25 protein-coding genes are annotated in these 24469 nt (G+C 70.4%); 9 read left to right on the top strand and 16 right to left on the bottom strand.

Features of this window, described 5'->3' with window-relative positions:
* Positions 1-49 precede the first annotated feature (49 nt).
* Positions 50-532: a type II toxin-antitoxin system PemK/MazF family toxin gene (locus BMZ82_RS06675; protein ID WP_093772693.1), complete on the top strand. Its 483-nt coding sequence runs from the start codon at positions 50-52 to the stop codon at positions 530-532.
* 38 nt (positions 533-570) lie between these two features.
* Here BMZ82_RS06675 and BMZ82_RS06670 read toward each other — a convergent pair whose 3' ends face one another.
* The 7 genes from BMZ82_RS06670 to BMZ82_RS06640 form a co-directional block, all read right to left on the bottom strand.
* On the bottom strand, positions 571-1521 hold the full coding sequence (locus BMZ82_RS06670) for a PLP-dependent cysteine synthase family protein (RefSeq protein WP_093772691.1): 951 nt from the start codon (positions 1519-1521) through the stop codon (positions 571-573).
* 15 nt (positions 1522-1536) lie between these two features.
* Entirely contained in the window at positions 1537-1815 is a 279-nt protein-coding gene (locus tag BMZ82_RS06665) for a MoaD/ThiS family protein (protein ID WP_057574449.1), read from the bottom strand.
* Between the two features lie 156 nt (positions 1816-1971).
* Positions 1972-2067: a putative leader peptide gene (locus BMZ82_RS42645; protein ID WP_319180349.1), complete on the bottom strand. Its 96-nt coding sequence runs from the start codon at positions 2065-2067 to the stop codon at positions 1972-1974.
* A 107-nt stretch (positions 2068-2174) separates the two neighbouring features.
* Positions 2175-3230 (bottom strand): LacI family DNA-binding transcriptional regulator, encoded by a 1056-nt coding sequence (locus BMZ82_RS06655; protein WP_093772687.1) that lies wholly within the window; start codon positions 3228-3230, stop codon positions 2175-2177.
* 63 nt (positions 3231-3293) lie between these two features.
* A complete protein-coding gene (locus tag BMZ82_RS06650; RefSeq protein WP_093772685.1) occupies positions 3294-3980 on the bottom strand; it encodes a DUF899 family protein in 687 nt (228 codons plus the stop codon).
* A 24-nt stretch (positions 3981-4004) separates the two neighbouring features.
* A complete protein-coding gene (locus BMZ82_RS06645; protein ID WP_143098834.1) occupies positions 4005-4226 on the bottom strand; it encodes a hypothetical protein in 222 nt (73 codons plus the stop codon).
* Positions 4227-4566: 340 nt separating this feature from the next.
* Positions 4567-4995 (bottom strand): ATP-binding protein, encoded by a 429-nt coding sequence (locus BMZ82_RS06640; protein ID WP_093772681.1) that lies wholly within the window; start codon positions 4993-4995, stop codon positions 4567-4569.
* 202 nt (positions 4996-5197) lie between these two features.
* Between BMZ82_RS06640 and BMZ82_RS06635 the strand changes: the two genes are divergently transcribed.
* The 3 genes from BMZ82_RS06635 to BMZ82_RS06625 are packed head-to-tail and all read left to right on the top strand — an operon-like array spanning position 5198 to position 7358.
* Positions 5198-6079 carry a helix-turn-helix domain-containing protein gene (locus tag BMZ82_RS06635; protein ID WP_093772679.1) on the top strand — a complete coding sequence of 294 codons (882 nt, stop codon included), beginning with the start codon at positions 5198-5200 and terminating at the stop codon, positions 6077-6079.
* 2 nt (positions 6080-6081) lie between these two features.
* Positions 6082-6315: a DUF397 domain-containing protein gene (locus BMZ82_RS06630; protein ID WP_093772677.1), complete on the top strand. Its 234-nt coding sequence runs from the start codon at positions 6082-6084 to the stop codon at positions 6313-6315.
* Between the two features lie 56 nt (positions 6316-6371).
* A complete protein-coding gene (locus BMZ82_RS06625) occupies positions 6372-7358 on the top strand; it encodes a phosphotransferase family protein (protein WP_093772942.1) in 987 nt (328 codons plus the stop codon).
* 39 nt (positions 7359-7397) lie between these two features.
* On the opposite strand, the gene BMZ82_RS06620 is transcribed toward BMZ82_RS06625, so the two are convergent.
* From BMZ82_RS06620 to BMZ82_RS06600, 5 genes are all read right to left on the bottom strand, one after another.
* Entirely contained in the window at positions 7398-9497 is a 2100-nt protein-coding gene (locus BMZ82_RS06620) for a methyltransferase domain-containing protein (protein ID WP_093772675.1), read from the bottom strand.
* Positions 9494-10645: a glycine amidinotransferase gene (locus BMZ82_RS06615; RefSeq protein WP_093772673.1), complete on the bottom strand. Its 1152-nt coding sequence runs from the start codon at positions 10643-10645 to the stop codon at positions 9494-9496. Before BMZ82_RS06615 ends, BMZ82_RS06620 begins: the two co-directional genes overlap by 4 nt.
* A gap of 34 nt (positions 10646-10679) precedes the next feature.
* Positions 10680-11657, bottom strand: coding sequence for an aspartyl/asparaginyl beta-hydroxylase domain-containing protein (locus BMZ82_RS06610; protein WP_093772671.1), 978 nt, complete (start codon positions 11655-11657; stop codon positions 10680-10682).
* Between the two features lie 15 nt (positions 11658-11672).
* Positions 11673-13079, bottom strand: a complete 1407-nt coding sequence (locus tag BMZ82_RS06605) for a preATP grasp domain-containing protein (protein WP_093772669.1) — start codon at positions 13077-13079, stop codon at positions 11673-11675.
* Between the two features lie 61 nt (positions 13080-13140).
* Positions 13141-14217: a cytochrome P450 gene (locus BMZ82_RS06600; protein WP_143098833.1), complete on the bottom strand. Its 1077-nt coding sequence runs from the start codon at positions 14215-14217 to the stop codon at positions 13141-13143.
* A 457-nt stretch (positions 14218-14674) separates the two neighbouring features.
* Here BMZ82_RS06600 and BMZ82_RS06595 point away from each other — a divergent pair, with 457 nt between their 5' ends.
* A complete protein-coding gene (locus tag BMZ82_RS06595) occupies positions 14675-15991 on the top strand; it encodes a helix-turn-helix domain-containing protein (RefSeq protein WP_093772665.1) in 1317 nt (438 codons plus the stop codon).
* Positions 15992-16099: 108 nt separating this feature from the next.
* Here BMZ82_RS06595 and BMZ82_RS06590 read toward each other — a convergent pair whose 3' ends face one another.
* Together BMZ82_RS06590 and BMZ82_RS06585 are read right to left on the bottom strand one after the other, a co-directional pair.
* On the bottom strand, positions 16100-16684 hold the full coding sequence (locus BMZ82_RS06590; RefSeq protein WP_093772663.1) for a nicotinamidase: 585 nt from the start codon (positions 16682-16684) through the stop codon (positions 16100-16102).
* Between the two features lie 86 nt (positions 16685-16770).
* Positions 16771-18117 carry a nicotinate phosphoribosyltransferase gene (locus tag BMZ82_RS06585; protein WP_093772661.1) on the bottom strand — a complete coding sequence of 449 codons (1347 nt, stop codon included), beginning with the start codon at positions 18115-18117 and terminating at the stop codon, positions 16771-16773.
* A 57-nt stretch (positions 18118-18174) separates the two neighbouring features.
* Between BMZ82_RS06585 and clpS the strand changes: the two genes are divergently transcribed.
* The 4 genes from clpS to BMZ82_RS06565 all read left to right on the top strand — a co-directional run bounded on the left by clpS (position 18175) and on the right by BMZ82_RS06565 (position 21466).
* The gene (gene clpS, locus BMZ82_RS06580) at positions 18175-18492 is read left to right on the top strand and encodes an ATP-dependent Clp protease adapter ClpS (protein ID WP_093772659.1); all 318 of its coding nucleotides are present in this window, start codon (positions 18175-18177) and stop codon (positions 18490-18492) included.
* 21 nt (positions 18493-18513) lie between these two features.
* Positions 18514-19134, top strand: a complete 621-nt coding sequence (locus BMZ82_RS06575; RefSeq protein WP_093772657.1) for a DUF2017 domain-containing protein — start codon at positions 18514-18516, stop codon at positions 19132-19134.
* A gap of 335 nt (positions 19135-19469) precedes the next feature.
* Positions 19470-20876, top strand: a complete 1407-nt coding sequence (locus BMZ82_RS06570; RefSeq protein ID WP_093772655.1) for an amino acid permease — start codon at positions 19470-19472, stop codon at positions 20874-20876.
* Positions 20877-21043: 167 nt separating this feature from the next.
* The gene (locus tag BMZ82_RS06565) at positions 21044-21466 is read left to right on the top strand and encodes a M67 family metallopeptidase (RefSeq protein WP_093772653.1); all 423 of its coding nucleotides are present in this window, start codon (positions 21044-21046) and stop codon (positions 21464-21466) included.
* Positions 21467-21481: 15 nt separating this feature from the next.
* Here the strand turns inward: BMZ82_RS06565 and BMZ82_RS06560 are convergent, their stop codons facing one another.
* Complete coding sequence (locus BMZ82_RS06560) at positions 21482-21847, bottom strand: hypothetical protein (protein WP_093772651.1); 366 nt, start codon at positions 21845-21847, stop codon at positions 21482-21484.
* Between the two features lie 169 nt (positions 21848-22016).
* Positions 22017-24371, bottom strand: a complete 2355-nt coding sequence (locus BMZ82_RS06555) for an immune inhibitor A domain-containing protein (RefSeq protein WP_093772649.1) — start codon at positions 24369-24371, stop codon at positions 22017-22019.
* Between the last annotated feature and the right edge of the window lie 98 nt (positions 24372-24469).

Below are 24469 nucleotides of genomic sequence, written 5' to 3'. Positions count from 1 at the left end.
GTGCGCGAGAGGGCGCGCACTGGTTGTCGCGCGCCGGTAACGTCGTCGTATGGACACGTCCTGGTGGCTCGCGCTCGCGGCGGTGATACTGCTGGCGCTCGTCGCCACGCTCGTGGACGGCTGGGGGCGGGGGCATCGGCAGCGGGAGCGCCGGACCCGTCCGCCGGGCCGGCCACCGGGGCGGGCGCCGGGCCGGACGACGCAGCGGTACGGCGTCGGCGGGCATCCGCGGCCCGCCGAGATCTGGTGGGCGAACGTGCCGTTCGAGGACGGGCCGGGTGCGAAGGACCGGCCCTGTCTGGTGCTCATGGTGCGCGGGGACCGGGTCACCGTCGCGAAGATCACCAGCAAGTACCACGACGAGCGGGCCGGGGTGATCCCGCTGCCGCCGGGCGCGGTCGGGGACGCGCAGGGGCGGCCGAGTTTCCTGGAGACGGACGAGCTGCGCCAGGTCCGGGTGCGGGACTTCCGGCGCCGGGTGGGTGTGGTGGACCCGGTCCTGTGGGACCAGGTCCGTCACCTGGCTACCTGAAGCCCTGCACCGCCCGACGCCCTACGCCGTAGAAGTTGCTACGCCCAGAGCTGGCCCTGGAGGGTCTCGATCGCTTCCTCCGTCGTGGCCGCCGTGTAGACGCCCGTCGAGAGGTACTTCCAGCCGCCGTCGGCCACGACGAACGCGATGTCGGCGCTCTCCCCCGCCTTCAGCGCCTTGCGGCCGACGCCGATCGCGGCGTGCAGGGCCGCGCCGGTGGAGACGCCCGCGAAGATGCCCTCCTGCTGGAGGAGTTCCCGGGTACGGGTCACCGCGTCCGCCGAGCCGACGGAGAAGCGGGTGGTGAGGACGGAGGCGTCGTACAGCTCGGGTACGAAGCCCTCGTCGAGGTTGCGCAGGCCGTACACCAGGTCGTCGTAGCGCGGCTCGGCGGCGACGATCTTGACGTCCGGCTTGTGTTCGCGCAGGTAGCGGCCGACGCCCATGAGGGTGCCGGTGGTGCCGAGCCCGGCCACGAAGTGGGTGATCGACGGGAGGTCGGCGAGGATCTCCGGGCCGGTCGTCGCGTAGTGGGCGCCGGCGTTGTCGGGGTTGCCGTACTGGTAGAGCATCACCCAGTCGGGGTGCTCGGCGGCGAGCTCCTTGGCGACGCGGACGGCGGTGTTGGAGCCGCCGGCGGCGGGGCTGGGGATGATCTCGGCGCCCCACATGGCGAGCAGCTCGCGGCGTTCCTGCGAGGTGTTCTCCGGCATCACGCACACCATGCGGTAGCCCTTGAGCCGGGCCGCCATGGCGAGGGAGATGCCGGTGTTGCCGGAGGTCGGCTCCAGGATGGTGCAGCCGGGGGTGAGGCGGCCGTCCTTCTCCGCCTGCTCGACCATGTGCAGGGCGGGGCGGTCCTTGATCGAGCCGGTGGGGTTGCGGTCCTCCAGTTTCGCCCAGATGCGGACGTCGGCGGACGGCGAGAGCCGCGGCAGGCGCACCAGAGGGGTGTTGCCCACCGCGGCCAGCGGGGAGTCGTAACGCATCGCCGGTCTGCCGGCCTAGGCCATGCCGCCGGCCACGGCCGGCAGGATGGTCACGGTGTCGCCGTCGGTCAGCTTGGTGTCGATGCCGTCGACGAAGCGGACGTCCTCGTCGTTCAGGTACACGTTGACGAAGCGGCGCAGCTTGCCGTCGTCCACGATGCGGGCGTGGATTCCCGCATGCCGGGTCTCGAGGTCGGTGAACAGGTCGGCGAGGGTCTCACCGCTGCCCTCCACCGCCTTCTGACCGTCGGTGTACTGGCGGAGGATGGTCGGGATGCGGACCTCGATGGCCATGGGTCAGGGCTCCTGTCGGGAGGAAGAGGAAGGTGCGGGGCGGTGCGGGGTGGGCAGGTGCGGGGCGGGTGCGGGCGGCTCGTTTCGGAACGGGTCGGAGCGGGTCGCATGCGGCTGAGCGCCGCGGCACACGGCCGTACGGCGGCCGGGGCGGCGTCAACAGATGGCGCTGGCGAGCCTGCACAGGTCGACGTGCAGCCGCGCCACGAGCAGTGCGCCCGGCGTCTTCTCGCTCACGTCATGGGAAACCATGGGCTCATCGTATCGATTCCCGGTCCGCGCTCTGGAGTGGGATTCCACATGGTGGACGTATTGGGTTCGGGGAGTGAGATCGGCGGCCGGGCGGCCTGCCTGATGGCTTACGCGGAGCCCCGTCGGACGAGCCGGGTCGGGACGACCACGGAGGACCCGCCCGGGGTCGCGTCCCGTGCCCCGTCGTCCCGCATGAGCAGGTGGGCCATCAGCCGGCCCATCTCCGTCACGTCCTGGTGGACGGTGGTCAGGGGCGGGTCGGTCGACTCGGCGATGGAGACGATGTCGTCGAAACCGACGACGGCCACGTCCTCCGGAACCCGGCGACCGCGCTCGCGCAGCGTCTGGAGCGCGCCGGACGCCATGAGGTCGGAGGCGACGAACACGGCGTCCAGGTCGGGGCGGCGGTCCAGCAGTACGGCCATGGCGTCGGCGCCGCCCTGCCGGGTGTAGTCGGCCTTCTCGACGAGGTCGGCCGGGGCGTCGAGCAGCACGTCGTGGTAGCCGGCGAGGCGGTCGGCGGCGGAGTTCTCCTGGTCGTAGGGGCCGGCGACGGTGGCGATGCGTTGCCGTCCGAGGGCGACCAGATGCTGGACGGCCTGGCGGGCGCCGCCGCGGTTGTCGCCGTCGACGTAGGCGTGGCCGTGCACGGTGTCGCCGTCGCGCAGGAGGGGACGGCCGCCGAAGACGGTGGGCAGGCCGAGGCGGTCGGCCATCTCCGGCAGGCGGTCGCCGGGGCGCAGGGAGAACAGCAGCGCGCCGTCGACGTGGCCGCCGCCCAGGTAGTCGGCGACGCGCGCGTAGTCGTCGGGCTCGTCGAGGAAGAGCAGGACGGCCTGAGCGCCGTGGCGGGCGAGTTCGCGGCGGATGCCGCGCAGGAGGCAGTCGAAGAAGGGGTCGAGGAAGAGCCGGTCGGCGGGGTGCGCGGCGACGACCGCGACGGCGCCCGTGCGGTGGGTGACGAGCTGCCGTGCGCCCTGGTTGGGGACGTACCCCAGCTCGGACACGACCTCACGGACCCGCTCGACGACCTCCGGCCGCACCCGGGGCTCCCCGTTGACCACCCGCGACACGGTCGACTTGGAGACCCCCGACCGCCGGGCGACGTCCTCCAGCGTGGGCCGCCGTAACTGCGAGCCGTGCGAACGTTGCGTCAACGCCATCTCCGTGGGGGCGAGTTGGACCTGCACCTTGCGGAAACGGTAACGCGGGTCAGTAGCCGCGGGTCAGTAATAAAGGGTCGGGTACCAGTCGCCCCGGCCGCGTGGCGTCAGGTCGAGGAGATGCCACACGGGGGCCAGCAGGTCGATGCCGCGCTCGGCGATGTCGTCGGCCATGCGGGGGTGGGCGGAGTAGCGATGGCGGACGGTGCCGTCGGCGTCGCGGGTGAGGACGGAGACGGTGGAGTCCTGGGCGCCGTCCACGTCCTCGCTGCCCAGGTCGTACTTGAACGTGCTGTCGCCGCAGCTCAGCAGCCGCAGCCGGTGCCAGCCCCGGGCGCGGGCGTGGCGGCGCAGGGCGGTCGGGTCGGCGGCGGCCACGACGACGAGGTCGGCGTTGCGGGCGACGTGATGCGCGACGCCGTTGAACCCGTCGAGCCACAGCGTGCACATCGGACACGGCTTGGTCTGCGCCTTGCCGTACATCAGGTGGAAGACGATCAGCGGCCGGTCGGGGCCGGAGAAGAGCCCTCCGAGGGCGACCTCACGAAGCGGGCTGTCACCGGCGTCGAGGTCGACGGGCCCCTCGACAAAGGTGTAGTCGCCGAGCGCCGCCCCCACCGGAAGCGCCCGCCGCATGGCGGCAACCCGCTCCCCGTGCCGCATGAGCTCGACCTCGGCGAGCCGCAACTCTTCGCGAGCCTCGAGATACTCGGCCGTTTCCCCACCCAGCCGGGTCTGCCGCCACACCATCGCACCCTCCAGGAGCCTGAGCCGTCAGCTTGTCTTCCTCTGCGCGCGTACGGCTTTGCGCGCGGCGCGGTACTCCTCGCGGAGGCGTTTCGCGTGATGGCAGTCGATGCCTTGCAGACGGCACGCGCCCTTGCAGCCGGCCGTGTGGTCCAGCCACTCGACGTACACACGAGCCTCGCGCTCCCGCGCGGTCTCCTCCGGTCGCGCCGAGGCCGGCGTCTCCCTCTCGCTCCCACTCTGGCTCATCACTGCTCCTCCTGCCTGTCGGGGTGCCTCTCCAGGACGTAGGAGCGGACCAAGGCGCCGATTTCGAGTGACCGGTCCGCCTCCGCATGGGCAACGCGCGCGGTCGGCGACCCCCAGCAGGGCTCCTCACGCAGGGGCGGCAGCATCCATCCCTCGGCGCGGGCCCGTTGCGCGCTCTTGCTCCAACGCCGCCAGCGGGCGTTGTAGGGGGAGGGGAGGGGAGAGACGTACGGGTCGTGGATGTGGACGCGTGGGGTCCGGGGCAGAGTGTGTGGGTCTCGCCGGGGAACCTCGGGCTTGCGTCGGCAGAGTCGGGCGAGCAGCCGGCCGATGACGTGCTTCACCGTCGCGGGGCGGGAAGGGCCGGGAGTGCCTTCTCGGCCCACACGGTCTTGCCGATGTCTTCCCCAGTGACACCCCAGGTACCGACAAGGGCGTCGACGAGGAAGAGACCCCGGCCGTTGCCCTCGTCTCCGTCGACCTTGCGGAGCTGCGGCACCTTGTCGCTCTGGGTGTCGCGGACCTCGACGCGGAGGAGGTCGCCGGTCTTCCCGATGCTCAGCCGGACCTGCCGGCCCGAGGTGCCGGGGACGCGGCCGTGGGTGACGGCGTTGGTCACCAACTCGTCGACGACGAGGACGAGTTCGTCGGCGAAGTCGTCGGTGACGGGGATGCCGCAGGCGGCGAGGAAGGCTCGGCAGTCGGTTCGGGCTCGGCTTACGGACTGCTTCGCGGTGGGGTACTTGTAGGTGGCGAACGTTTCAGGCATGGCTGACATCCCCTCGGAGGGCACGGCAGGGCGGTTGGTGAGCGTCCAACAACGGACAGTCACATGCAAGGTTGCTTACTTTTGCTACCCAGCGCAACCGTGCAGGAAAAATTCGCCCGTTCGAGCGGATGCCGAGTTGTAAGGTGTGTGGGCGTCCCGGCAGCCTGCTATCGCTGGTCAGACCAGGAAAGGGGGTCAACTCATGGCAACGCGCCGGATGTTGCAGCCAACTGCCCGCCAGGTCCGACTGGGGTCCATCCTTCGTGGCCTACGGGAGGAAGGTAAACGAGGCAGTCAGGGTGTTGTTTGCAGCGAGCTTGGCTGGTCCGAGTCCAAGTTGAGCCGTATCGAGTCGGGGCGCTTGGGGATCAGCGAAGGCGACTTGCAACTGTTGCTCGACCGGTATGACATCCAGGACCGGAGTCTGCGTGGTTATGTCGTCGACCTGCGCCGGCGCGGCAACGTCCGTGGTTGGGAAACTCGCGTCCGCTCGGACATGAGCGCCGTGTATGCCGACTACATCGGTTACGAGTCGGATGCCGCAGAGATGTACAGCGCCCAAACGACTCTGATCCCCGGCCTGTTGCAGACACACGACTATGCGGCAGCCATTTTCGATCAGCAGCGGCCGGGAGTGACCGATCGGCAGCAACAACTCGAGATCCGAGACAAGCGGCGAGAGGTTTTCGACCGTCCACGTCCCCTGGTCTTCTGGGGTGTCATCTCGGAGTCAGTTTTTCGGCATGTCATCGGTGGACCCAGGGCGATGGCTGATCAGCTTGAACACCTACTGGCTCTGTCGAGAGATTACCCGCGCACGATCAACATTCATGTGCTGCCGGAGGCCTCGGAGTCGCACGGAGCCCTGTTCGGCCCGTTCGTCATCCTCTCGTTCCCTCAGCGCTGGGAGCCTGACATCGTCTACTTGGACGGCTTCACCAGCACCCGGTTCCTGGAGGAGTCAGATCAAGTGCAGGAGTACAGCAGTCTGTTCATGCGTTTGATGATGACGGACTCGCTCAGAGGACCGGAATCCTTGAAACTGATCGAGCGTCACCTCGATCAATACCGTAAGGACATGTAGGAATGTCGCAGTCCATAATCGCGGACGCTTCCACGATAGACGTTTCATGGCAGAAGTCTTCGGCTTCCGGGCATAACAGCGACTGCGTCGAACTCGCGCCCTACCAAGACGTCATCGCAGTCCGGGACAGCAAGGTCCCCCACGGCCCGGCGATCCTCTACCCCCGCACCGGAATCACCGCCCTGATCGCCGGTATCAAGGCAGGCGAGTTCGGCCGCTTCACCCACGACCGCTGACGGGACACCCCGCCGGGGGGGCGGAGATCAATCTTCCGGCGTAGCACCATATGCGCATGGACTTCCAGCCGGTTGAGCGCGCCTCAGCAGCGTTTCAGCAGTCACTGACCGCGGAGGAAATCGAGAGAGTCTGCCTGCGGGCCTTCGGAGGTGACGCCGCTCCGCTGTCCGCCGTCGAACTGGGCGCGGGTATGTACAACAACGTGTATCGCGTCACCTTGGCCGAGCGGGCCCGGGCGGTGATCCTGCGAGTCGCGCCGCAGGACAGCCGTCAGTTCCGCAGCGAGCGGCACCTGATGAGGAACGAGTTCGCGAGCCTGCCCTACCTCGCCGTGATCGCCCCGCTGATGCCTCGGGTCATCGCCGCGGACTGGTCGCAGGAGGTGATCGGCCGGGACTGGATGGTGCAGAGTCTCCTCGACGGCGTCCCGGCTCCCGAGCGTCTCGGTGACTATCCCCGTTCGGCGTGGCCGATGTTCTTCGAGCAGTTGGGCAGCATCACCCGGTCCGTGCACGGGGTGCGCGGCCCGCATTTCGGCCCCGTCAACGGCCCGGGGTACGGAACATGGAGTGACGCGGTGCTCGCGTCGTTGGAGGAGATCGCCACCGACCTCGACCGCGTAGGCCTGGACTCCACCGACATGCGCAAGGTCGCCGCAGTGACCGCCCAGGACCGCGCCGTACTGGACGAGATCACCGAGCCCCGGCTGACGACCGGTGACCTGTGGACGGTCAACGTGATGCTCGACGCCGAGGCCGCGCAGCCCACGATCACCGGGGTGCTCGACATGGACCGCACCTGGTTCGGCGACCCGGCCGCGGACTGGACGATCCGCATGGCCCTGGCGAAGCAGGACGAGCGCGTGGCGTTCTGGGAGGCATACGGGGAGCGGGACCTCTCTCCCGCCGCGGTATGGCGTTCACTGATCTACGAGGTCCGGCACCTCGGCGCCGTCCGTCTGGAGCGCCACCGGCTGGGCAACGCCGCCGGGGTGAAGAACACCTACGACGCCATGGCCGCCGTTCTGGCCGATTTGACCTGACGTTCGCACCCCACTTCTGCGCTGGGTCGGTCGGAGGGCTCAGCCGGATACGGCGGTGACGGCGACCCGGCGCAGGAGGTGAGCGGTGGGCAGGCGTCGGCGGGCTTCGCTTTGCAGTCCGGCGAGCGCGGTGTCCGGGCCCGGGTCGCCGAGCTGGAGCGCGACGCGATAAATGTTCTGGTAAGTGTCGGTCCAGGCTGGACGGGCGTGGCAGTGCACGGCGGTGAACCCGGCGGCGTGCAGCACCGCGGGCCAGTCGCTGTGTCGGTGCCGTTCGGGCAGTCGTGGGTCGCCGGGCCTGAGCGGGTGCCAGCCGGTGACGACGAGACGTCCGCCCGGGCGGAGGATTCGGCGGGCCTCCTGGGCGGCTGCCGCGCGGTCGTCGGCGTACTGGAGAGCGTCGATGGAGAGGGCCGCCGACACGCTCGCACGGGGAAGCCCGGTGGTGGTCAGGTCGTTCACCACGAAGTGCGCCGTGCCTTTCATCGCGTAGGTGTTGGCCCGTTGCCGGGCCTGGGCCACCGCGACCGGCGAGAAGTCGACACCGACCAGGTCGGCGTGTGCCGCGCGGGCCAGCCACAGACCGGGGCCGCCGCGGCCGCATCCGAGATCGGCCAGTACCTCGCCCTCCTCCAAGGCCAGTTCGGCGACTATGTGGTGCAGCAGATCGGCGCAGAGGAAGGAGAACGGTTCGGCCTCCGGCGGCAACGCCGGGTCGACGGTCCGGGCCACCCGGCTGAAGCCTCCGGTGCGGGCTTCGCCGTGGAACAGCGCGTCGAACTCGCCCGGCGCGATCGCCGGAGGGTCCTCTCGCCGGATGTGGGGGGTGCTCGGTTCACTGTGCACGGGTTGCGTCGGTTGCGTCTCTTTCCGGGCCCGGCGGGTGATCGGCGCGCGATCTGGGTCGACCACGACGGTGATCCGGGCGAGTATCTGCTCGGCCTGATGCTCGACGGCGGCGGGATCAGGACCGGTGACGATGAAGTGGCCGAGGCGTCTGCGGTTGGCCTGTGCCGGTCCTACGGTCTGGCCGACGGCCGTGCGCAGGTGGACGGCGGGCACCCCGGGACCCTCCTGGGGCAGGCCGGTCACCGCGGCCAGGCGGCCGGTGCGCGGGCTGGTCAGGAACCGCACGCTCGCGTACACGCGGTGGGCCGGGGTGAGGCGCGCGGGGCGGCCGAGTGCGGTGTCCAGGAGTGCCGTCCACGGGTCGATGCCCAGCGCGTGCCAGAGGAGGACGCCGATGTGTCCGGCACCGAGGCGGGCGCCGATCTCGATGACCGAGCACCGCCCGTCCCCGCCGATGATGACCTCGGTGTGCGAGGCGCCGTTGCGGATGCCCACCGCGGCGATCGCCCGCTCCACCTCCCGGTGCACGACCCGTTCGGTGCCCGGGGACAGGTCGACGGGCAGGCTGTGACCGACTTCGACGCGGTGGGCGCCCGGGGTGACGGTCTTCCGGGTGACGCACAGGTGCGTGGTCGTCCCGTGCTGTGTGATCGATTCGACGCTGTACTCGGTGCCCTCGACGTAGTCCTGGACCAAGACGCGCGGGTCGGGCGGCAGGCCGTACATGCCACGTGGGGAGCGGGCCGCCGCCCACCAGGCACCGGCCGCACGGTCGGGGTCGGTGACGACGGTGACGCCGGCGGAGCCCGCGCCGTCGGCGGGCTTGATGACGCACGGGAGGGCAATCTCCCCGGCGGCACGGAGCAGGCGCAGTTCGTCCTCACTGCCGAGGACGCGGGTGCGGGGCGCGGTGACACCGTGGAGGGCGAACGCTTCGCTCATGGCGGCTTTGTCGCGGGCCGTGGTCGCACGGACCGAATCGTTGCCCGGCAGGCCGAGTTCGGCGCATACCTGCGCGAGCAGCGGTGTGAGGTACTCGTTGGCGGTGAGCACCGCGTCGGCGCCGATCCGGCGGGCGTAGCCGACGATGTCCTTCAGGGCGCGGTCGGGGCGGGAGAAGTCGACCAGCAGGCAGCCGGACAGGAGTCGTCGGAGGTCGGCGCCGTAGGCGGAGTGTGTGGCGCGGTCGGTGGCGGCGTGGACCTGGTAGCCGGCGGCGGGCGCGGTACGGGCGATCGCGCCGGACTCGGGGCCGGCCGCCTCCAGCAGCAGGACGCGTGGGTCTTTCACGACAGATAGTCCTCGCGGGTGCCCTCGCGGACCGTGTCGAGGGTGAAGCAGTGGAAGCCTCCGCCGAACAGCCGCCGGTGGCGGTGGCGTACCGGCACGGTGGTGAAGCCCGCCGCGTCAAGGGTCTTGACCAGGCCGGTGCAGTCCTCGTTGACCAGCACGGTGTTCTCGTCGACGGACAGCACGTTGAGGTCGATGTAGGGACTGGTGAGGATCAGGTCCTCGTAGTCGTCGTAGACCGGGAACCCGCCCGCGTCCGGCTCCGGCGGCACGATGTAGCGCCACGAGCGCAGCGGTTCGGGCATCAGGTCCCGGATGCCGTCGTGCCGGGCCAGGAACACCCCCGGCTTCAGGGCGAGGACCATGCTGTCGATGTGGTTGTCCGCCATCCGCCACACCCGGTGGACGCGGTACCGGTCGCCCAGGTGCCGTTGAAGCCACTCCGCGCCCCGGGCGTGGTTGGCCTGCGCGACATTGACGACCAGGTCGCGGCCCAACCGCAGCACCTGCGCACCGTCCAGCATCATCTCCACGCCGACGTCGTACGGGCTGGGCTGCGGGTCGTCGACGGCTTCGGTCGGCCCGCCCAGGGTGGTCGCGCTGTCGCGCGCGTACGACAGGTCGAAGCTGTTGTCGGTGAGGGTGGGGCGGGGCATCGTCGTCCACCGCGCGCCCTCCTCCCAGTAGGCGGTGAAGACGGGGGCGAGCAGGCGGGTCTCCAGGTAGCGGGAGCGGATCGCGGGCGGCGTCTCGATGATCTCGTCGCCGAGGATCAGGGTGTTGTCACGGATGTTCAGCGCCGGGGTCGGGGCGGCCTCCCAGCCCAGGCCCGCGATGGGCGCAGCGTCCGGCGGCAACGGCAGCGGCCGGTGCACGACGGCCCCGAGCCCGGCGAGCACGGCGGCCAGTGCCTCCACGTCCTCGTGCAGTTCCTCGGCGTACCGCTCCTTGACGGCCCAGCTCTCCCGGTGGCCGGCTGCCGTCCGGATCAGGCGCGGATAGGCCCAGTCCGACCTGAAGCCGCTCAGGTTCTCGTGGTGGAACAACTCGAAGCTGACGTCGCGGTCATGTCCCACGTAGTTGGCGGCTGACCCGACGACGACCTCCTTGAGCGGGGTGAAGTCGTCGTGACTGTTCAGGCCTGGCATGGGCGTTCCTCTTCTCTCGGGTCTGCGGGGCGGGTCAGGAGGCGCGGGGTGCGGCGGTCACGTGCCGGTCGGCGAGCGCGCGGCCGCGGCGGACCCGCAGGGTCAGACCGCCGCCGTCGCGGTCCGGCTGGAGGGTGCGCTGCTCGCTCCAGCCGGAAAACCGGAACTCCCCGGCGCTGTCGACCGGGACAAGCGCGAAGGTGCGCCCGGCGACCGTGAGAGCGAGGACGTCGTCGGTGTCGCGGACGATGCGGGCGGGGATGAGGGAGCCGTCCAGCGGGGCGGGTGAGTCGAAGTCCGCGAACCCGGACGGCAGCAGCGCCTCGTACGGCAGCCCGCCGGGCCAGGCGGGAGCCCCGGCCGGGCCGGTGCGGTTGAACAGGACCTCGCCGTGGGTGAGGAGTTCCTGCCAGGCGTCCGGGAACCAGGCCGCGAGATCAGCGGTGAGCAGAGCGTCGATCACGACGTGGACCCGGGTCACCGTCGTGCCGGTGTTGCGCACCAGGTGCTCGCGGGAAAAGTCGCCGTACCAGCAGGCGCCCGGCTGCCAGCAGTGTTCGACGCCGTCCAGGACCAGCACGGCGGCCGGGTCGGTGACGATCGGGACATGCAGGCGGACGATGCCGCGGTCCAGCCGGTACTTGGGGTCGCGGTGCGGGTCCGAGACGGCGCCGGGCCCCAGCGCCATCAGCCGCACCGCGTTCAGCGGGGCCGGGACCGAGTCCAGGATCTCCCCGAGGTAGGGCAGTTGGGAGAGCCAGCGCGTCGGCGCGAACGGCTGCGGCCCGGGGCCGCCCGGATCGGTGCGTTCCGGATCGCCGCCGAGGCTGCGCAGGGGCAGGACCCGCCAGTCGATCGCGGCGGGCAGGCCGACCTGCCCGCCGTAGGTGTGGGTGCGTTGCACGTTCCAGGTGTGGGCGGTGACGGCGGCGAGTTCGGCGGCGAGCCGACCGGAGTCGAAGACAGGGGAGAGCTGGGCGGCCTCGGTGGCCGCGGTGAGGGAGGTGGTCATGGTGAGGTTCCCGGGTCAGGAGGAGAAGGAAACAGCGCCGGTGGCGACGTGCCGACGGGCGTCGTGGGTGCCGGCGGGCACGGCCGCGAACCGCGCGTCGAGCCGGTCGAACGTGCCCGCGGAGCCTTCGGCGGGGTCGTAGGCGAGGCAGAACACGAACTGCACCGGCTCCCCCGGGGCAAGGGGGATGGCGGGCATCGACACGATCACTCCGATCCGGGTGGCGGAGTCGTACGCCAGGCCCAGATCGTCGAGCGCGGCCAGGAAGGCGGCAAACGAGGGCACCGCCCAAGTGGGTGGGACGTGGTACTCGACCACCTGCCGGGCAGGGGCGGCGGCGACGTCGACAATGCCGTGGGCGATCGACTGGTAGATGTGCAACGACCCGGAGACCTGGGCGTTGACCTCCGTGAACACCACAGCGCCGTCGGGCAGGACAAGGGCGTCCGCGCTGAGGTGTCCGCGGTAGCCAAATGCCCGGTAGGCGTCGGCCAGTCGGGTGCCGCCGTTCAGCAGCGCCGCCCGTACCGGCGCGGTGACGCCGTCCAGCGGCACGACTTGGTGGCTCAGTCGCCGCCCCACGTACAGCAGGCGGCCCATTTCGGTGGCCCGGGTGCCGCCGTCTGCGGCGTAGTGCTCGGAGTACACCGCGTCGGCGCCGGGCGCGAACTCCTCGACGACGACCGGCCACCGGTCGTTCCCGCTCGCCCACAGCCACCGCTCGGCCCAGTACGCGGCGATGCCGTCCGGGCCCGGGGCCAGGTGGTGCAGATACCGGGCCCCGACGTGGTCCACGGCCATCTCCGGCTCGCGGACGAGCAGTTGGTTGCCGACCCCGGCCCCGTTGTGGGCCTGCTTGACCACAACCGCCCCCGATGCGGAGTGATCCAGCAGTGCTCCGGTTACTTCCGTCGCTTCGGTGCGGCTGCGGCAGATGCGGCCCGGCAGGGTCGGCACCCCGGCCGCCGCCGCGAGAGCTCGGAAGTTCGCCTTGTTGTTCCCGATCTCCCCACCACCCTGCCCGAAGAAGGCCGCGCCCGGCAAGCGGTCGGCCACGCCCAAGGCATCGGCGAGCCGTGCCACGGCGGCGGACGGCCACAGCGCGAACACCTCGCTCACCGCGCCGGCCCCGGCCGGACCGAGCGCGGCACGCACCTGCTTCACGAACATGGCCTCGGTCAGGGAGGCGGGATCGAGCAGCCGATCACCCCACGCTCCTGCCGGAGCCGCCAGTACGGTCAGCTCCTCGCCCTTCACACCGGTGTGGGCCAGGGCGTGGTCGACGAACGCCGCGTCCGGCTCGCAGCACAGGATCAGCAGGTCACCGGGTCGTGCGAACCAGAACAGACGCTGTGTCCAGGCCCGCATGTCGCCGCGCTCGCGGATGGACGGATCGATGTGGTTGCCGATGAGGATGCGCACAGCGGACTCCTGAAGACGGGGGGCGGTAGCCCCTGGCGGTGCAGCCCTGACGGGCGAGGGATCAGACGAGGAGAGTGGCGGGCAGAGTGTCGAAGGCCCGCATGGTCGCCGTCCGGCGCCGGACGCCGTCGCCGGCGGCGGCCGGCCGGGCCGGGTGGTCGTTGATGGCTGTGACCAGGGCCCGCAGCCCGGCTTGGGCGACGGTCGTCCCGATACAGGAGTGCGGACCCCAGCCATAGCCGAGGTGACGGTTCGGAGAGCGGTCCAGCACCAGCTCGTCCGCACCGGGGAAGGCGGCGGGGTCGCGGTTGGCCGCCGCGAACAGCGGGACGACCTTCTGCCCGGGGGCAATGTCGACGCCGCCGATCCGGCAGGAGCGCACCGCCGTGCGCGTGGTGCCCTGGACAGGACCGTCGAAGCGCACCAACTCGTCCACCCCCGTGGCCAGCAGCTCCCGGTCCCGCATCCGGCCGAACTCCCCGGGGTGGGTGAGGAGGGTGTGGACGGCGTTGCCGATGGCGGCCGCCATCGTGCTGTAGCCGCCCTGGAACATCACCCGCGCCGTGTTCTTCACGTACAGCCGGGTCAGCGCGTCAGCGTCGGGCGCCGTGGCCTGTCGTACCCGGGCCAGCAGGCCGGGCCGGGCCGAGGCCGCGAACCAGGAGTCGACCAGGTCGCTCAGTTGCTGGCGGGCGACTCGGCCCGGCTCGACGAGCGCCGGATCGAGGCCGCCGTCCATGCTCCTCATGATCGCGTCCGACACCGCGGCGAACTCCCCGTACGGCGGAGGCTCGACACCCAGCAGATCCGCGACAACCGCCACGGACAGCGGCACCGCGATCTCGGCCACCACATCGAACGGGCCCCCACCTGCCAACTGGTCGAGCCGCTCGCGCACCAGGAGGCGGGCACGGTCCTCGACTCCGGTCAGGTCCTGGGCGCGCAGCGCGGTCATGAACAGGGAGCGCACCGCGTTCTGCTGGGGCGGGTCGAGCGTCTGGACGCTCAAGGACGGCTCGGGCACCGTGCCCCCGGTGCGGCGCGGGTCGCGGGCGAACGTCTCGTGGTCGCGCAGCACCCGCACGCTGTCCGCGTACCGGGTCAGCGCCCACGAGCCCATGCCCGCGTGCCAGAACACCGGTTCACACTCGCGCAGTTCGGCCAGCACCGGGTAGGGTCGCGCAGGATCTCCGCGTCCAAGGGGTCGTAACGGTCGGTCACGGATGGCATCGCGGTTCCTTCCGGAGCGGGAGGGCGGGCCCGCCTCATCGGACGGGCCCGCCCAGGACTTCGCGGGCTCAGTGGTCGTACGACATGGCAACCCCTCCCTGTGCACCGGTGACGACGGGCGTACGGCGGTGGTGACAGCTCAGGTCGGCCCTCGCCCCACGGACGGGAGACGCAGCCCGGCGGGCGGACAAGGCCATAGCGAACGGTCGTCGCCGCGCTCCACCCGATCACGCAGGGTGTCGGGCGGAACACTACGAGTACAGCGGCCACAGGTCGCGGTGCACAGAGGAGATCCCTGTCCCCGCCCTATCCCCGGTCTCCTCGAACAGCTCTCCCGGGCGCGGATCGGGTGGTGCAATGGGCGGGTGGATGACGAAACGCGCCACCCCCTCGCACACGCCAGGAACGAGCGCGGATGGCCGCAGGAGGAGCTGGCCCGCCGCATCCGGCAGGCCGCCAAGCGCCGCGGCCTACGCTCGGGCACCCGGGGGTCACGGGTCTCCAAGTGGGAGACAGGCTGGGCCACCCCCGACAAAGACGAGTCTCAGCCGCTCATCGCAGAGGTCTTCGGCATCGACTACGCGGCCGTCGCCCATCTCGGCTGGCCCTATTGGCTCCCCAGCCAGGACAGACCTCTGCCGTTCGGTCCGAATGCCGTTCCGTCACTCCAAGAGGCCCTGATGTCCTCCCTGGACCGCCGGTCGTTCATCGCCTACACCAGCGGCTCGCTGGCCGTTCTCGCTCACCAGTGGGCGGTCACCGAGCCCGGCCGGTTCGCGCGTTCCACCGTGCCCGGCGAAGTCGACGCCGAGATGCTCGACTGGCTGGAGGAGACCGGGGCAGAACTGATCCGTCTCGCCACCGAACGCAGGCACCGCACCCGCCATCTGCTCAACGCGCACCTGACCACCGTCACAGAATCAATCAGCGAGTCCCGCTACACCCCCACCGCCGGACAGCGGCTGCACACCCTGGCCGCCTCCCTCTCGCAGGCCATCGCCTGGCAGCACTTCGACGAACGGCGCCACGCCTCGGCCGGCCGCTTCTGGCACGCGGCGCTCCACAACGCCCACACCGCGCACCAGCGCGACCTCGGCGCGGGCATCCTCTCCGACCTCGCGTACCAACTGCTGTGGCTCAAGGACGCCCGCGCGGCGGCCGACATCCTCGAACACGCCATCCCCCGCACCCAGCACCCCGCCGCGCAGTCCCTCCTCCACCTGCGCCAGGCCCGCGCCCTTGCCGTGCTCGACGAGGGCGGCCTGTGCCGCCGGGCGCTCACCGCCGCCGAAAAGGCCCTGGACACCCCGTCGTACGACCCCGCCCCCGCATGGTGCTCGTGGATGTCGCACGCCGACCTTGCAGCGGACAGCGGTCGTTGTCTCGCGGACCTCGGCCAGCGGCACCAGGCCCACCTTCTGATGGACGAGGGCATCGCCCTGCTGACCGCCACCCGTTCCAAGACCAAGTCCGTGTTCCTGACCTACCAGGCCGAGACCTACCTCCGGGACGGCGAACCGGAGATCGCCGCAGCGACGGCCACCCGTTCCCTCGACCTGGCCGGCCGCATCGACGCGCCCAGGTGCGTGACGATGGTGCGCGACCTCGAACCGGAGCTGTCGCAATACAGGCAGACAGCTCCCGTCGCCGAGCTGCTCGAACGGCTCCGAGCCATCGGCTGAAGCTCCATCGCCCGGCCCACCCCGGACTCAAAGAGGATCGACGTGCAGGCGCAGGGATGAGGTCTGGGGATGCAGTCGAGGCGCTGCCCAGCCGCACCGGAAGAGGTACTAAACCACCGGCTTGCCCGTGAGTGTCACGCCCGCCTCGCGCATTTCCTCCAGCGCCCGGTCCGTCGTCTCCTTCGCGACCCCCGCCGTGAGGTCCAGGAGGACCTGGGTGTGGAAGCCCTCTGTTGCTGCGTCCAGGGCGGTGGCGCGGACGCAGTGGTCGGTGGCGATGCCTACGACGTCGACCTCGTCGATGTGGCGGGCGCGGAGCCAGTCGGCGAGTTTTACGCCGTTCTCGTCGGCGCCCTCGAAGCCGCTGTAGGCGGCCGCGTAGTCGCCCTTGCTGAAGACGGCGTCGACGGCGCCGGAGGCGACCGCCGGGGCGAAGTTGGGGTGGAAGCCGACGCCCTCGGTCCCGGCGACGCAGTGGGCGGGCCAGGAGTGGGCGTAGTCGGGGTTGTCGGCGAAGTGGCCGCCGGGGGCGATGTGGTGGTCGCGGGTGGCCACGACGTGCCGGTATCCGGCGGGGGCCTGTCCGATCAGCTCGGTGATCGCGGCGGCGACGTCGGCGCCGCCGGACACCGCGAGACTGCCCCCCTCGCAGAAGTCGTTCTGCACGTCTACGACGATCAAGGCGCGGCGCATGGCGGTGTCCTTCGACTGTGGATGAAGTAATTGAGCCTAGAGACTTTGTCGGCGGTTCGGGAGGGGGCCTGCCCCCTCGAAGCCCCCTAGGGGGCCTCCTGGGGGAGCATGTATTCCGTGGGGAGGACCGGTTCGCCCCGGGAGAGCTGGGTCGCGGAGAGCGGGAGGCGGGCGCGGACCGTCGCATGGCGGTCGCGTACGACGTCCAGGGGCTCGCGGGCGACGACCTCGCCGCCCTTGACCAGTTCGACGAGGAGTTGGCGGTCGGCCAGGTCGGCGGGGACGGGCCCGGTGCCGACGACCTCGGCCTCCGCGACGCCGTACGCGTCGGGCCGGCGCGCCGCCCACTTGCGGCCGCCGACGGACGTCTTGCCGCTGGACGACTTCTTCGCCACCGACACCAGCGGGGCGCCCGGGTCGGCGGACTCGGCGCGGGCGACCAGCTTGTAGACCATCGAGCAGGTCGGGTGCCCGGAGCCGGTCACCAGTTGGGTGCCGACGCCGTACGCGTCCACGGGCGCCGCCGCCAGTGAGGCGATGGCGTACTCGTCGAGGTCGGACGTGACGATGATGCGGGTCTCGGTCGCGCCGAGCGCGTCGAGCTGCTGGCGGACCCGGTGGGCGACGAGCAGCAGGTCGCCGGAGTCGATGCGGACCGCGCCCAGCTCGGGGCCGGCCACCTCCACCGCCGTACGGACGGCCTCGGCGACGTCGTACGTGTCGACGAGCAGGGTGGTGCCCCGGCCGAGGGAGTCGACCTGGGCCCGGAAGGCGTCGCGCTCGCTGTCGTGCAGCAGGGTGAAGGCGTGGGCGCTGGTGCCCACGGTGGGGATGCCGTAGCGGAAGCCTGCGGCGAGGTCGGAGGTGGTGGTGAAGCCGCCGACGTACGCGGCGCGCGAGGCGGCGACGGCGGCCAGCTCGTGGGTGCGGCGGGCGCCCATCTCGATCAGCGGGCGCTCACCGGCCGCCGAGGACATGCGGGACGCGGCGGCGGCGATCGCGGAGTCGTGGTTGAGGATGGACAGGATCACGGTCTCCAGCAGCACGCACTCGGCGAAGGAGCCCTCGACCCGCATGATCGGCGAGCCCGGGAAGTAGACCTCGCCCTCCGGGTAGCCCCAGACGTCACCCGAGAAGCGGTATCCGGCCAGCCAGTCCGAGGTCGCCTCGTCGACGATGCCGCGCTCGCGCAGGAAGCGGAGGACGCCCGCGTCGAAACGGAAGTTCTCGACGGCGTCCAGGACCCGCCCGGTGCCCGCGACGACGCCGTAGCGCCGCCCCTCCGGCAGCCGCCGGGTGAAGACCTCGAACACGCTGCGCCGCTCGGCCGTGCCCGCTTTCAGGGCGGCCTGCAACATCGTGAGTTCGTACTGGTCCGTGAAGAGCGCCGTAGAGGGAACATCCACCGGCAGCCCGAGGTCCGCTGTGTTCATGGCAACGCATCGTACTCCCTTTTCGTCGGTGTGACGATTTCCCGGAAGCGTGGCAGCATGGGGCTTGTGACGTCACCCGCTCCCCTTGAGATCGAACGCACCGAGTCGGCGGAGGAGGTCTTCGCCGTACCCGAGCCGGACGTCCCCTGGGTCACGATCGTGCACAACGATCCCGTCAACCTCATGAGCTACGTGGCGTACGTCTTCCAGTCGTACTTCGGCTACACCAAGGACAAGGCCACCAAGCTCATGCTCGACGTCCACCACAAGGGCCGGGCGGTCGTCTCCAGCGGCTCGCGCGAGGAGATGGAACGCGACGTACAGGCCATGCACGGCTACGGCCTGTGGGCCACCCTCCAGCAGGACCGGAAGTAGACCGGAGTAAAGACCTCACCGATGCCTGGACACTTCGAACCGCTCCCCGGCGGCGGCGCGGCCGTCGCGCTCGACGACGTCGAGATCTCCATCATCCGGTCGCTGGCCGTGCAGCTCCTGGAGCTGATCGGCCCCGGACCCGCCGAGGACGCGCCCGACGACCCGCTCGCCGAGCTCTTCGCCGAGGGTCCGAGCGAACCCCCGTCCGACCCGGTGCTGCGCCGCCTCTTCCCGGACGCCTACACCGACCCGGAGGGCACTCCGGGGCCGAAGCGGGCGGACGAGCAGAAGGCGTACTCCGCCGAGTTCCGCCGCTACACCGAGAACGACCTGCGGGCCGGCAAGCGCGAGAACGCCCTCGCCGTGGTCCGCTCACTGGACGCGCTGACCGCCGAGACGGGCGGGACGGGCGACTCCGGCGGCGGGGCGGTACTCAAGCTGACGCCTCAGGAGTCCCAGGCGTGGCTGCGCGCGCTCAACGATCTGCGGCTCGCGATCGGCGCCCGGCTGGAGATCACCGACGAGGACGACACCGACCTCCTCTACCGGCTGCCGGACGAGGACCCGCGCAAGCCGATGGTGATGGCGTACCTGTGGCTGGGCGGGCTCCAGGAGACGCTCGTGACGACCCTCCTGCCCTGACCCTCCGGCCCTGACCTCCGGCCCTGATCCTGACGCTCCGGCCCAGGTCCGCGGGGGTTCGGTGGTCGCTCAGCGGACGCTCAAATCCGGATAACGATCTCATTAACCCGGCGGCCGGTTATGCCGTTCCCGGGTGCGTTTTGTCCGCTTCTTCCTGTGGTGTGCGCCACTTGTTCCGCCGGTGATCAGTCCGTGACGAGTGTTCCGGGCGTGATAAATCTTCACGATCGCCCGGCGGACACCACCCATGGCCCGCCGGGTGCGCCGTGTGGCCGACGGACCGTCGGCCGGGCACTCCAGTACATCCGGGGGATTCGGAGAAAGGCGCACCACCCATGTCGGAGAAGGCCCCCGAAGAGGGGTACGAGCGCGGACTCGGCAGCCGCCAGGTCCAGATGATCGCGATCGGCGGCGCCATCGGCGTCGGCCTGTTCCTGGGGGCCGGGGCGAACATCGCCAAGGCCGGCCCCAGCCTCATCTTCATGTACGCCCTGGCCGGCGTGATCATCTTCTTCATCATGCGGGCGCTCGGCGAACTGCTGCTCTACCGCCCGGTCTCGGGCTCGTTCGCGGAGTACTCCCGTGAGTTCCTCGGCCCGTTCTTCGGCTACTTCACCGGCTGGACGTACTGGCTGATGTGGGTGGTCACCGGCATGGCCGAGCTGACGGCCGCCGCGATCTACGTCAACTACTGGTTCCCGGCCGTCCCCCAGTGGGTGACGGCGCTGGTCTTCCTGGTGATCCTCTTCGGGGTCAACCTGATCTCCGTGAAGCTCTTCGGTGAGCTGGAGTTCTGGTTCTCGATGGTGAAGGTCACCGCGCTCATCGGCATGATCGTGATCGGCCTGGGCGTGCTCACCTTCGGCTTCAGCAGCGCCGGCGACACGGCCGCCGTCTCCAACCTGTGGGCCTACGACGGCTTGTTCCCCAAGGGCATCGGCTCGTCCCTGATGACCCTGCAAGGCGTCATGTTCGCCTACCTCGCGGTCGAGCTGGTCGGTGTCACGGCCGGCGAGTCGGAGAACCCGGAGAAGACGCTCCCGAAGGCCATCAACACGCTGCCGTGGCGCATCGCGCTGTTCTACGTCGGCGCGCTCACCGTCATCCTCTGCGTCGTGAAGTGGACCGAGTTCGCGCCAGGCGTCTCGCCGTTCGTCGAGGCGTTCGCGAAGATCGGCATCCCGGCGGGCGCCGGCATCGTCAACTTCGTCGTGCTGACGGCGGCCCTGTCGTCCTGCAACTCGGGCATGTACTCCACGGGCCGCATGCTGCGGAACCTGGCCGACAGCGGCGAGGCCCCGGCGGTCTTCCGCAAGCTCTCCTCGACGAAGACGCCGGCCTTCGGCATCACCGTCTCGGTGCTCTTCATGGGCATCGGCGTGATCCTGAACTACGTCGTCCCCGAGAAGGCCTTCGGCTACGTCACCTCGGTGGCCACCGCCGCCGGCATCTGGACCTGGCTGATGATCCTGGTCAGCCATGTTCGCTACCGCCGCGAGGTGGTCGCCGGCCGACTGCCCGCGTCCAGCTTCCCGGCCCCGGGCGGCTCGACGTTCAGCTGGGTGGCCATCGCCTTCCTGCTCTTCGTCACCGGGCTGATCGCCTACGACGCCGACTCCCGCATCTGCCTCTACGTGATGGCGGTCTGGGCGGCGGGTCTCGGCATCGGCTGGGCGATCCTCAAGCGGCGCAACCCGCAGGTCGCCGGCCGGGGTGCGGAGGAGTTCGAGAAGGTCGGTTAGACGCTCCGCCGGGGGGCTGTTGATCGGCTGCGGCGCCGTCGTGGCCGGTCGCGCGGTTCCCCGCGCCCCTTAGGGCGCTGTCCCGACCGCCGATCGAGAACGTCCGGCATGTGGACCGCCCGTACCGTCCCTCGGTACGGGCGGTCCCTTTGCTTATCCTGGCGTCCATGCTGACCATCACGCAGGCCCTCGTCGACCAGATCGTCGCGCACGCGCGCAGGGACCACCCGGACGAGGCGTGCGGCGTCGTCGCGGGCCCGGCGGGCACGGACCGCCCCGAACGCTTCGTCCCGATGCTGAACGCGGCCATGTCGCCCACGTTCTACGAGTTCGACTCGGGCGACCTGCTCAAGCTCTACCGCGAGCTGGACGACCGCGACGAGGAGCCGGTGATCATCTACCACTCCCACACCGCGACCGAGGCCTACCCCTCCCGCACCGACATCTCCTACGCCAACGAGCCCGGCGCCCACTACGTCCTGGTCTCCACGGCGGACACCGACGCCCTCGGCGACTTCCAGTTCCGCTCGTTCCGCATCGTGGACGGTGTGGTCACGGAGGAAGACGTGAAGACCGTCGAGGCGTACTGAGCCGAGGCGAAGCCGCTACGCCGCCGCGCGGCGCGGCAGTGCCCGGATCGGGCGCCACAGCTCCGGGACCGCCACCACGCCGACGGGGACGCCGTTGTCGGGGGCGGTGCGCCATATGAGGCCGTCGGGGTGGTGGAGGACGGCCGTGATCTCGTCCGGGGTGGGCGGGGCGGCGTTGCCGCGCAGGTAGACGGCGCGCAGGCCCAGGTTGCGCAGCCTGGTCAGGGCTCGGGCGCGGTTCTGGGCGAGGACGAGGAATCGGACGTCCGTGGCGGGGCCCGGGACGGGGCCCGGGAGGCCCTCGCGGGCGGCGGGGCGGGGCAGGTTCAGCGCCACCACCACCATGCCGTCGGGCAACTTGCAGAAGCCTCCTGCGGCCATGCGGTCACACCCCCGTGCGAGTCGTTATCAAGGTCGGTGTCGAGATCTGTTCCGGTGCCGGTGTCCGGGTCGGTGTCAATAAGAAGTCCACAGGACGCACCTAAACACGATCGGCGGCAACCCGCCAGGGGGTCGCCGCCGATGTGTGTCTGACCTGCGAAAACGTGGGCTACTTCGCCGAGGGGCCGACCTGGACCTTGATCGTCGAGCCGTTCTCGGGCTCGCTGAGGATCTTGATCGAGGTGTTGGTGTCAGTGACCTTGACACCGGCCAGCGGGGTCGCCGCGTCGTAGTACGTCGACGCGCCGTCGTCGAAGGTCGAGACGCCCGAGCGGGGCTTGATCGTCACCGCGACGCCCGCCTGGTGCAGCCTGATCTTGTCCGTGCGGTGCCGGCTGAACGGCGAGTCGAAGCTCTGCAGACGGCTGTTCATCACCGTGCCGTCGGCCCACTTCAGCGGGGTCGGGTGCGCGTCGATCGGGAGGATCAGGCCCTCACCCGGGTGGACGCTGGTGTTGTCGTCCGCCTGCGAGGTGTCCCACTTCCAGATCAGCAGACCGTTCTGGTAGGCGTAGTGCTCCACCCAGTCGGGGCGGGTGTTCGAGAAGCCGAAGTTGTACGGGCCGACCTGGAGGGTCTTGTCGTACGACACGTACTGGCGGTTCTCGGCGATGTAGTACTGCGCGTAGTCGTCCGTGATGGACGCGCCGATGCGCGAGAAGCCGTTCGCCGTCCACGCCGCGTCCGCGGTCTCGGCGTTGTCGGAGAACAGCGGGGCGCCGTCCGCCGTCAGCGTGATCTCGTCGGCCGTGAAGCCCTTCTGGGCCACGCCGCCGTCGGAGGCGTAGCGGAAGCGCAGGCTGATCTTCTTGCCCGCGTAGGCGTCCAGCGGGAACGTCAGCTTCTGGTAGGCGTCGACCGTGCCGGTGAGGGCCGGCTTGCCGCTGCCGTCACGCGGGATAGCGGAGCCGTCGGCCAGCGTGCCGTCGACCGGCGTGTAGCTGGCGCCGCCGTCGGTGGAGACCTCGGCGTACAGGTAGTCGAAGTCCTTCTCGATGTCCCACCAGGCGTCCAGGGACAGCGCGGCGGAGGACTTGCCGGTCAGGTCGACCGTGCGGGTCAGGGTGTTGCGCAGGTTGTCGCCGCTGCCGCTCCACCACTGGGTCGCGCCCTGCGCCGGGGCGACCACCTCGGTGGTGACCTTCTTCTCCGGCAGGTTGACCACGAGGGCCTGGGCGTTCTTGGTGTTGTACGCCGCGACGCCGAGCGTGTGCGTGGACTTGACGCCCGCCTTGGCCACGTCGTAGTCCAGCCAGCCCAGTTGCAGCTTGTCCCAGGCGTTCATGTCGCCGGGCAGGTCGCCGATGGACTCCTTGCCGGTGCCCAGCCACGAACCGGAGGACATCAGGGTCCAGAAGCCGGTGGAGTTGTCACCGCCGCCGGAGGTGTCGTACTCGTCCGGCAGACCGAGGTCGTGGCCGTACTCGTGGGCGTAGACGCCGAGCCCGCCGTTCTCCGGCTGGATGGTGTAGTCGCCGACCCAGATGCCGGTGTCGCCGATCTGCGCGCCGCCCAGCTTGTTGGTGTCGGGGCCGGTGGCGCCGGAGTCGGTGCCGAAGGCGTACCAGCGGTGCGCCCAGATGGCGTCCGCGCCCTGCGCGCCGCCGCCCGCGGACTCGTCCTCGCCGGCGTGCACGATCTGGAAGTGGTCGATGTAGCCGTCGGGCTCGTTGAAGTTGCCGTCGCCGTCGAAGTCGTAGCGGTCCCACTGGTCGAACGCGGCCAGCTCGGTCTTGATCTGGGCGGCGGTCGCGCCGGCGGCCTCGCGCTCGGCGACCCAGGCGTTGACGCCGTCCTGAACCGCGTACCAGGCACCGGTGTTGGCGTCGTTCGAGCCGTAACGGGCCTCGTTGTAGGGGACCTTGACCCAGTCGGTGACCTCGCCGTCGACCGAGTAGCGGCCCGAGGACTGCTTCTCGTAGTACTTCTTCAGCGACTCCGTGTTGTCGCCGGTGCCGAAGTACAGGTCCTGGAAGTGCTTCTGGTTGTAATCCGCCTGCCAGGCCGTGGAGTTGTTGGTGGCCCGGTCCGGCTTGGCTATCTGGTTGTGCAGCGGGCCGGCCGTGCCGCCGTAGCGGGGGTCGACCTGGTCGCCGAACTCGACGAGGATCGTGAAGATCTTGTCGGTCTTCTCGCGGCCCAGCTCGACGTACTTGCTCTTGTCGCCCTTGCCGCTCTTGAGCTGGACGACCTTCGAACCGTTGCGGTCCTTCACCGCCGCCTCGCCGGAGATGACCTGCTTCAGGGCCTCCTCGCGCTGGGCGTCCTGGGTCTTGCTGAGCGGCCCGTCGAAGTCGTGCTCGTGCGCCTTCGCCGGCTGCGGGTCGTGCCCGTCCGCCGCGGGGGCCTGGGCCGAGTTGGACTCGGCGGCCTGCGCCACTGCGAACGTCGTGAACGTCGCCGAGGCCGCCGCAAGGGCGACGACCGTCGCGGCAGTCCGATACGTCCAAGATCTACTGGTCACTTGATGTCCTCCCACGCACGCGCCTGCTCGCGGAACGGGGGATCCCGGTCAAGGAAGGTCCGCGGCTTCTACGCGTGTAGTCAAGTGCCGCCATTTGA

Source organism: Streptomyces sp. yr375, assembly GCF_900110755.1.
In the GTDB taxonomy this organism is placed as follows: domain Bacteria; phylum Actinomycetota; class Actinomycetes; order Streptomycetales; family Streptomycetaceae; genus Streptomyces.
This window is presented reverse-complemented; position numbering and strand designations above follow the sequence as displayed.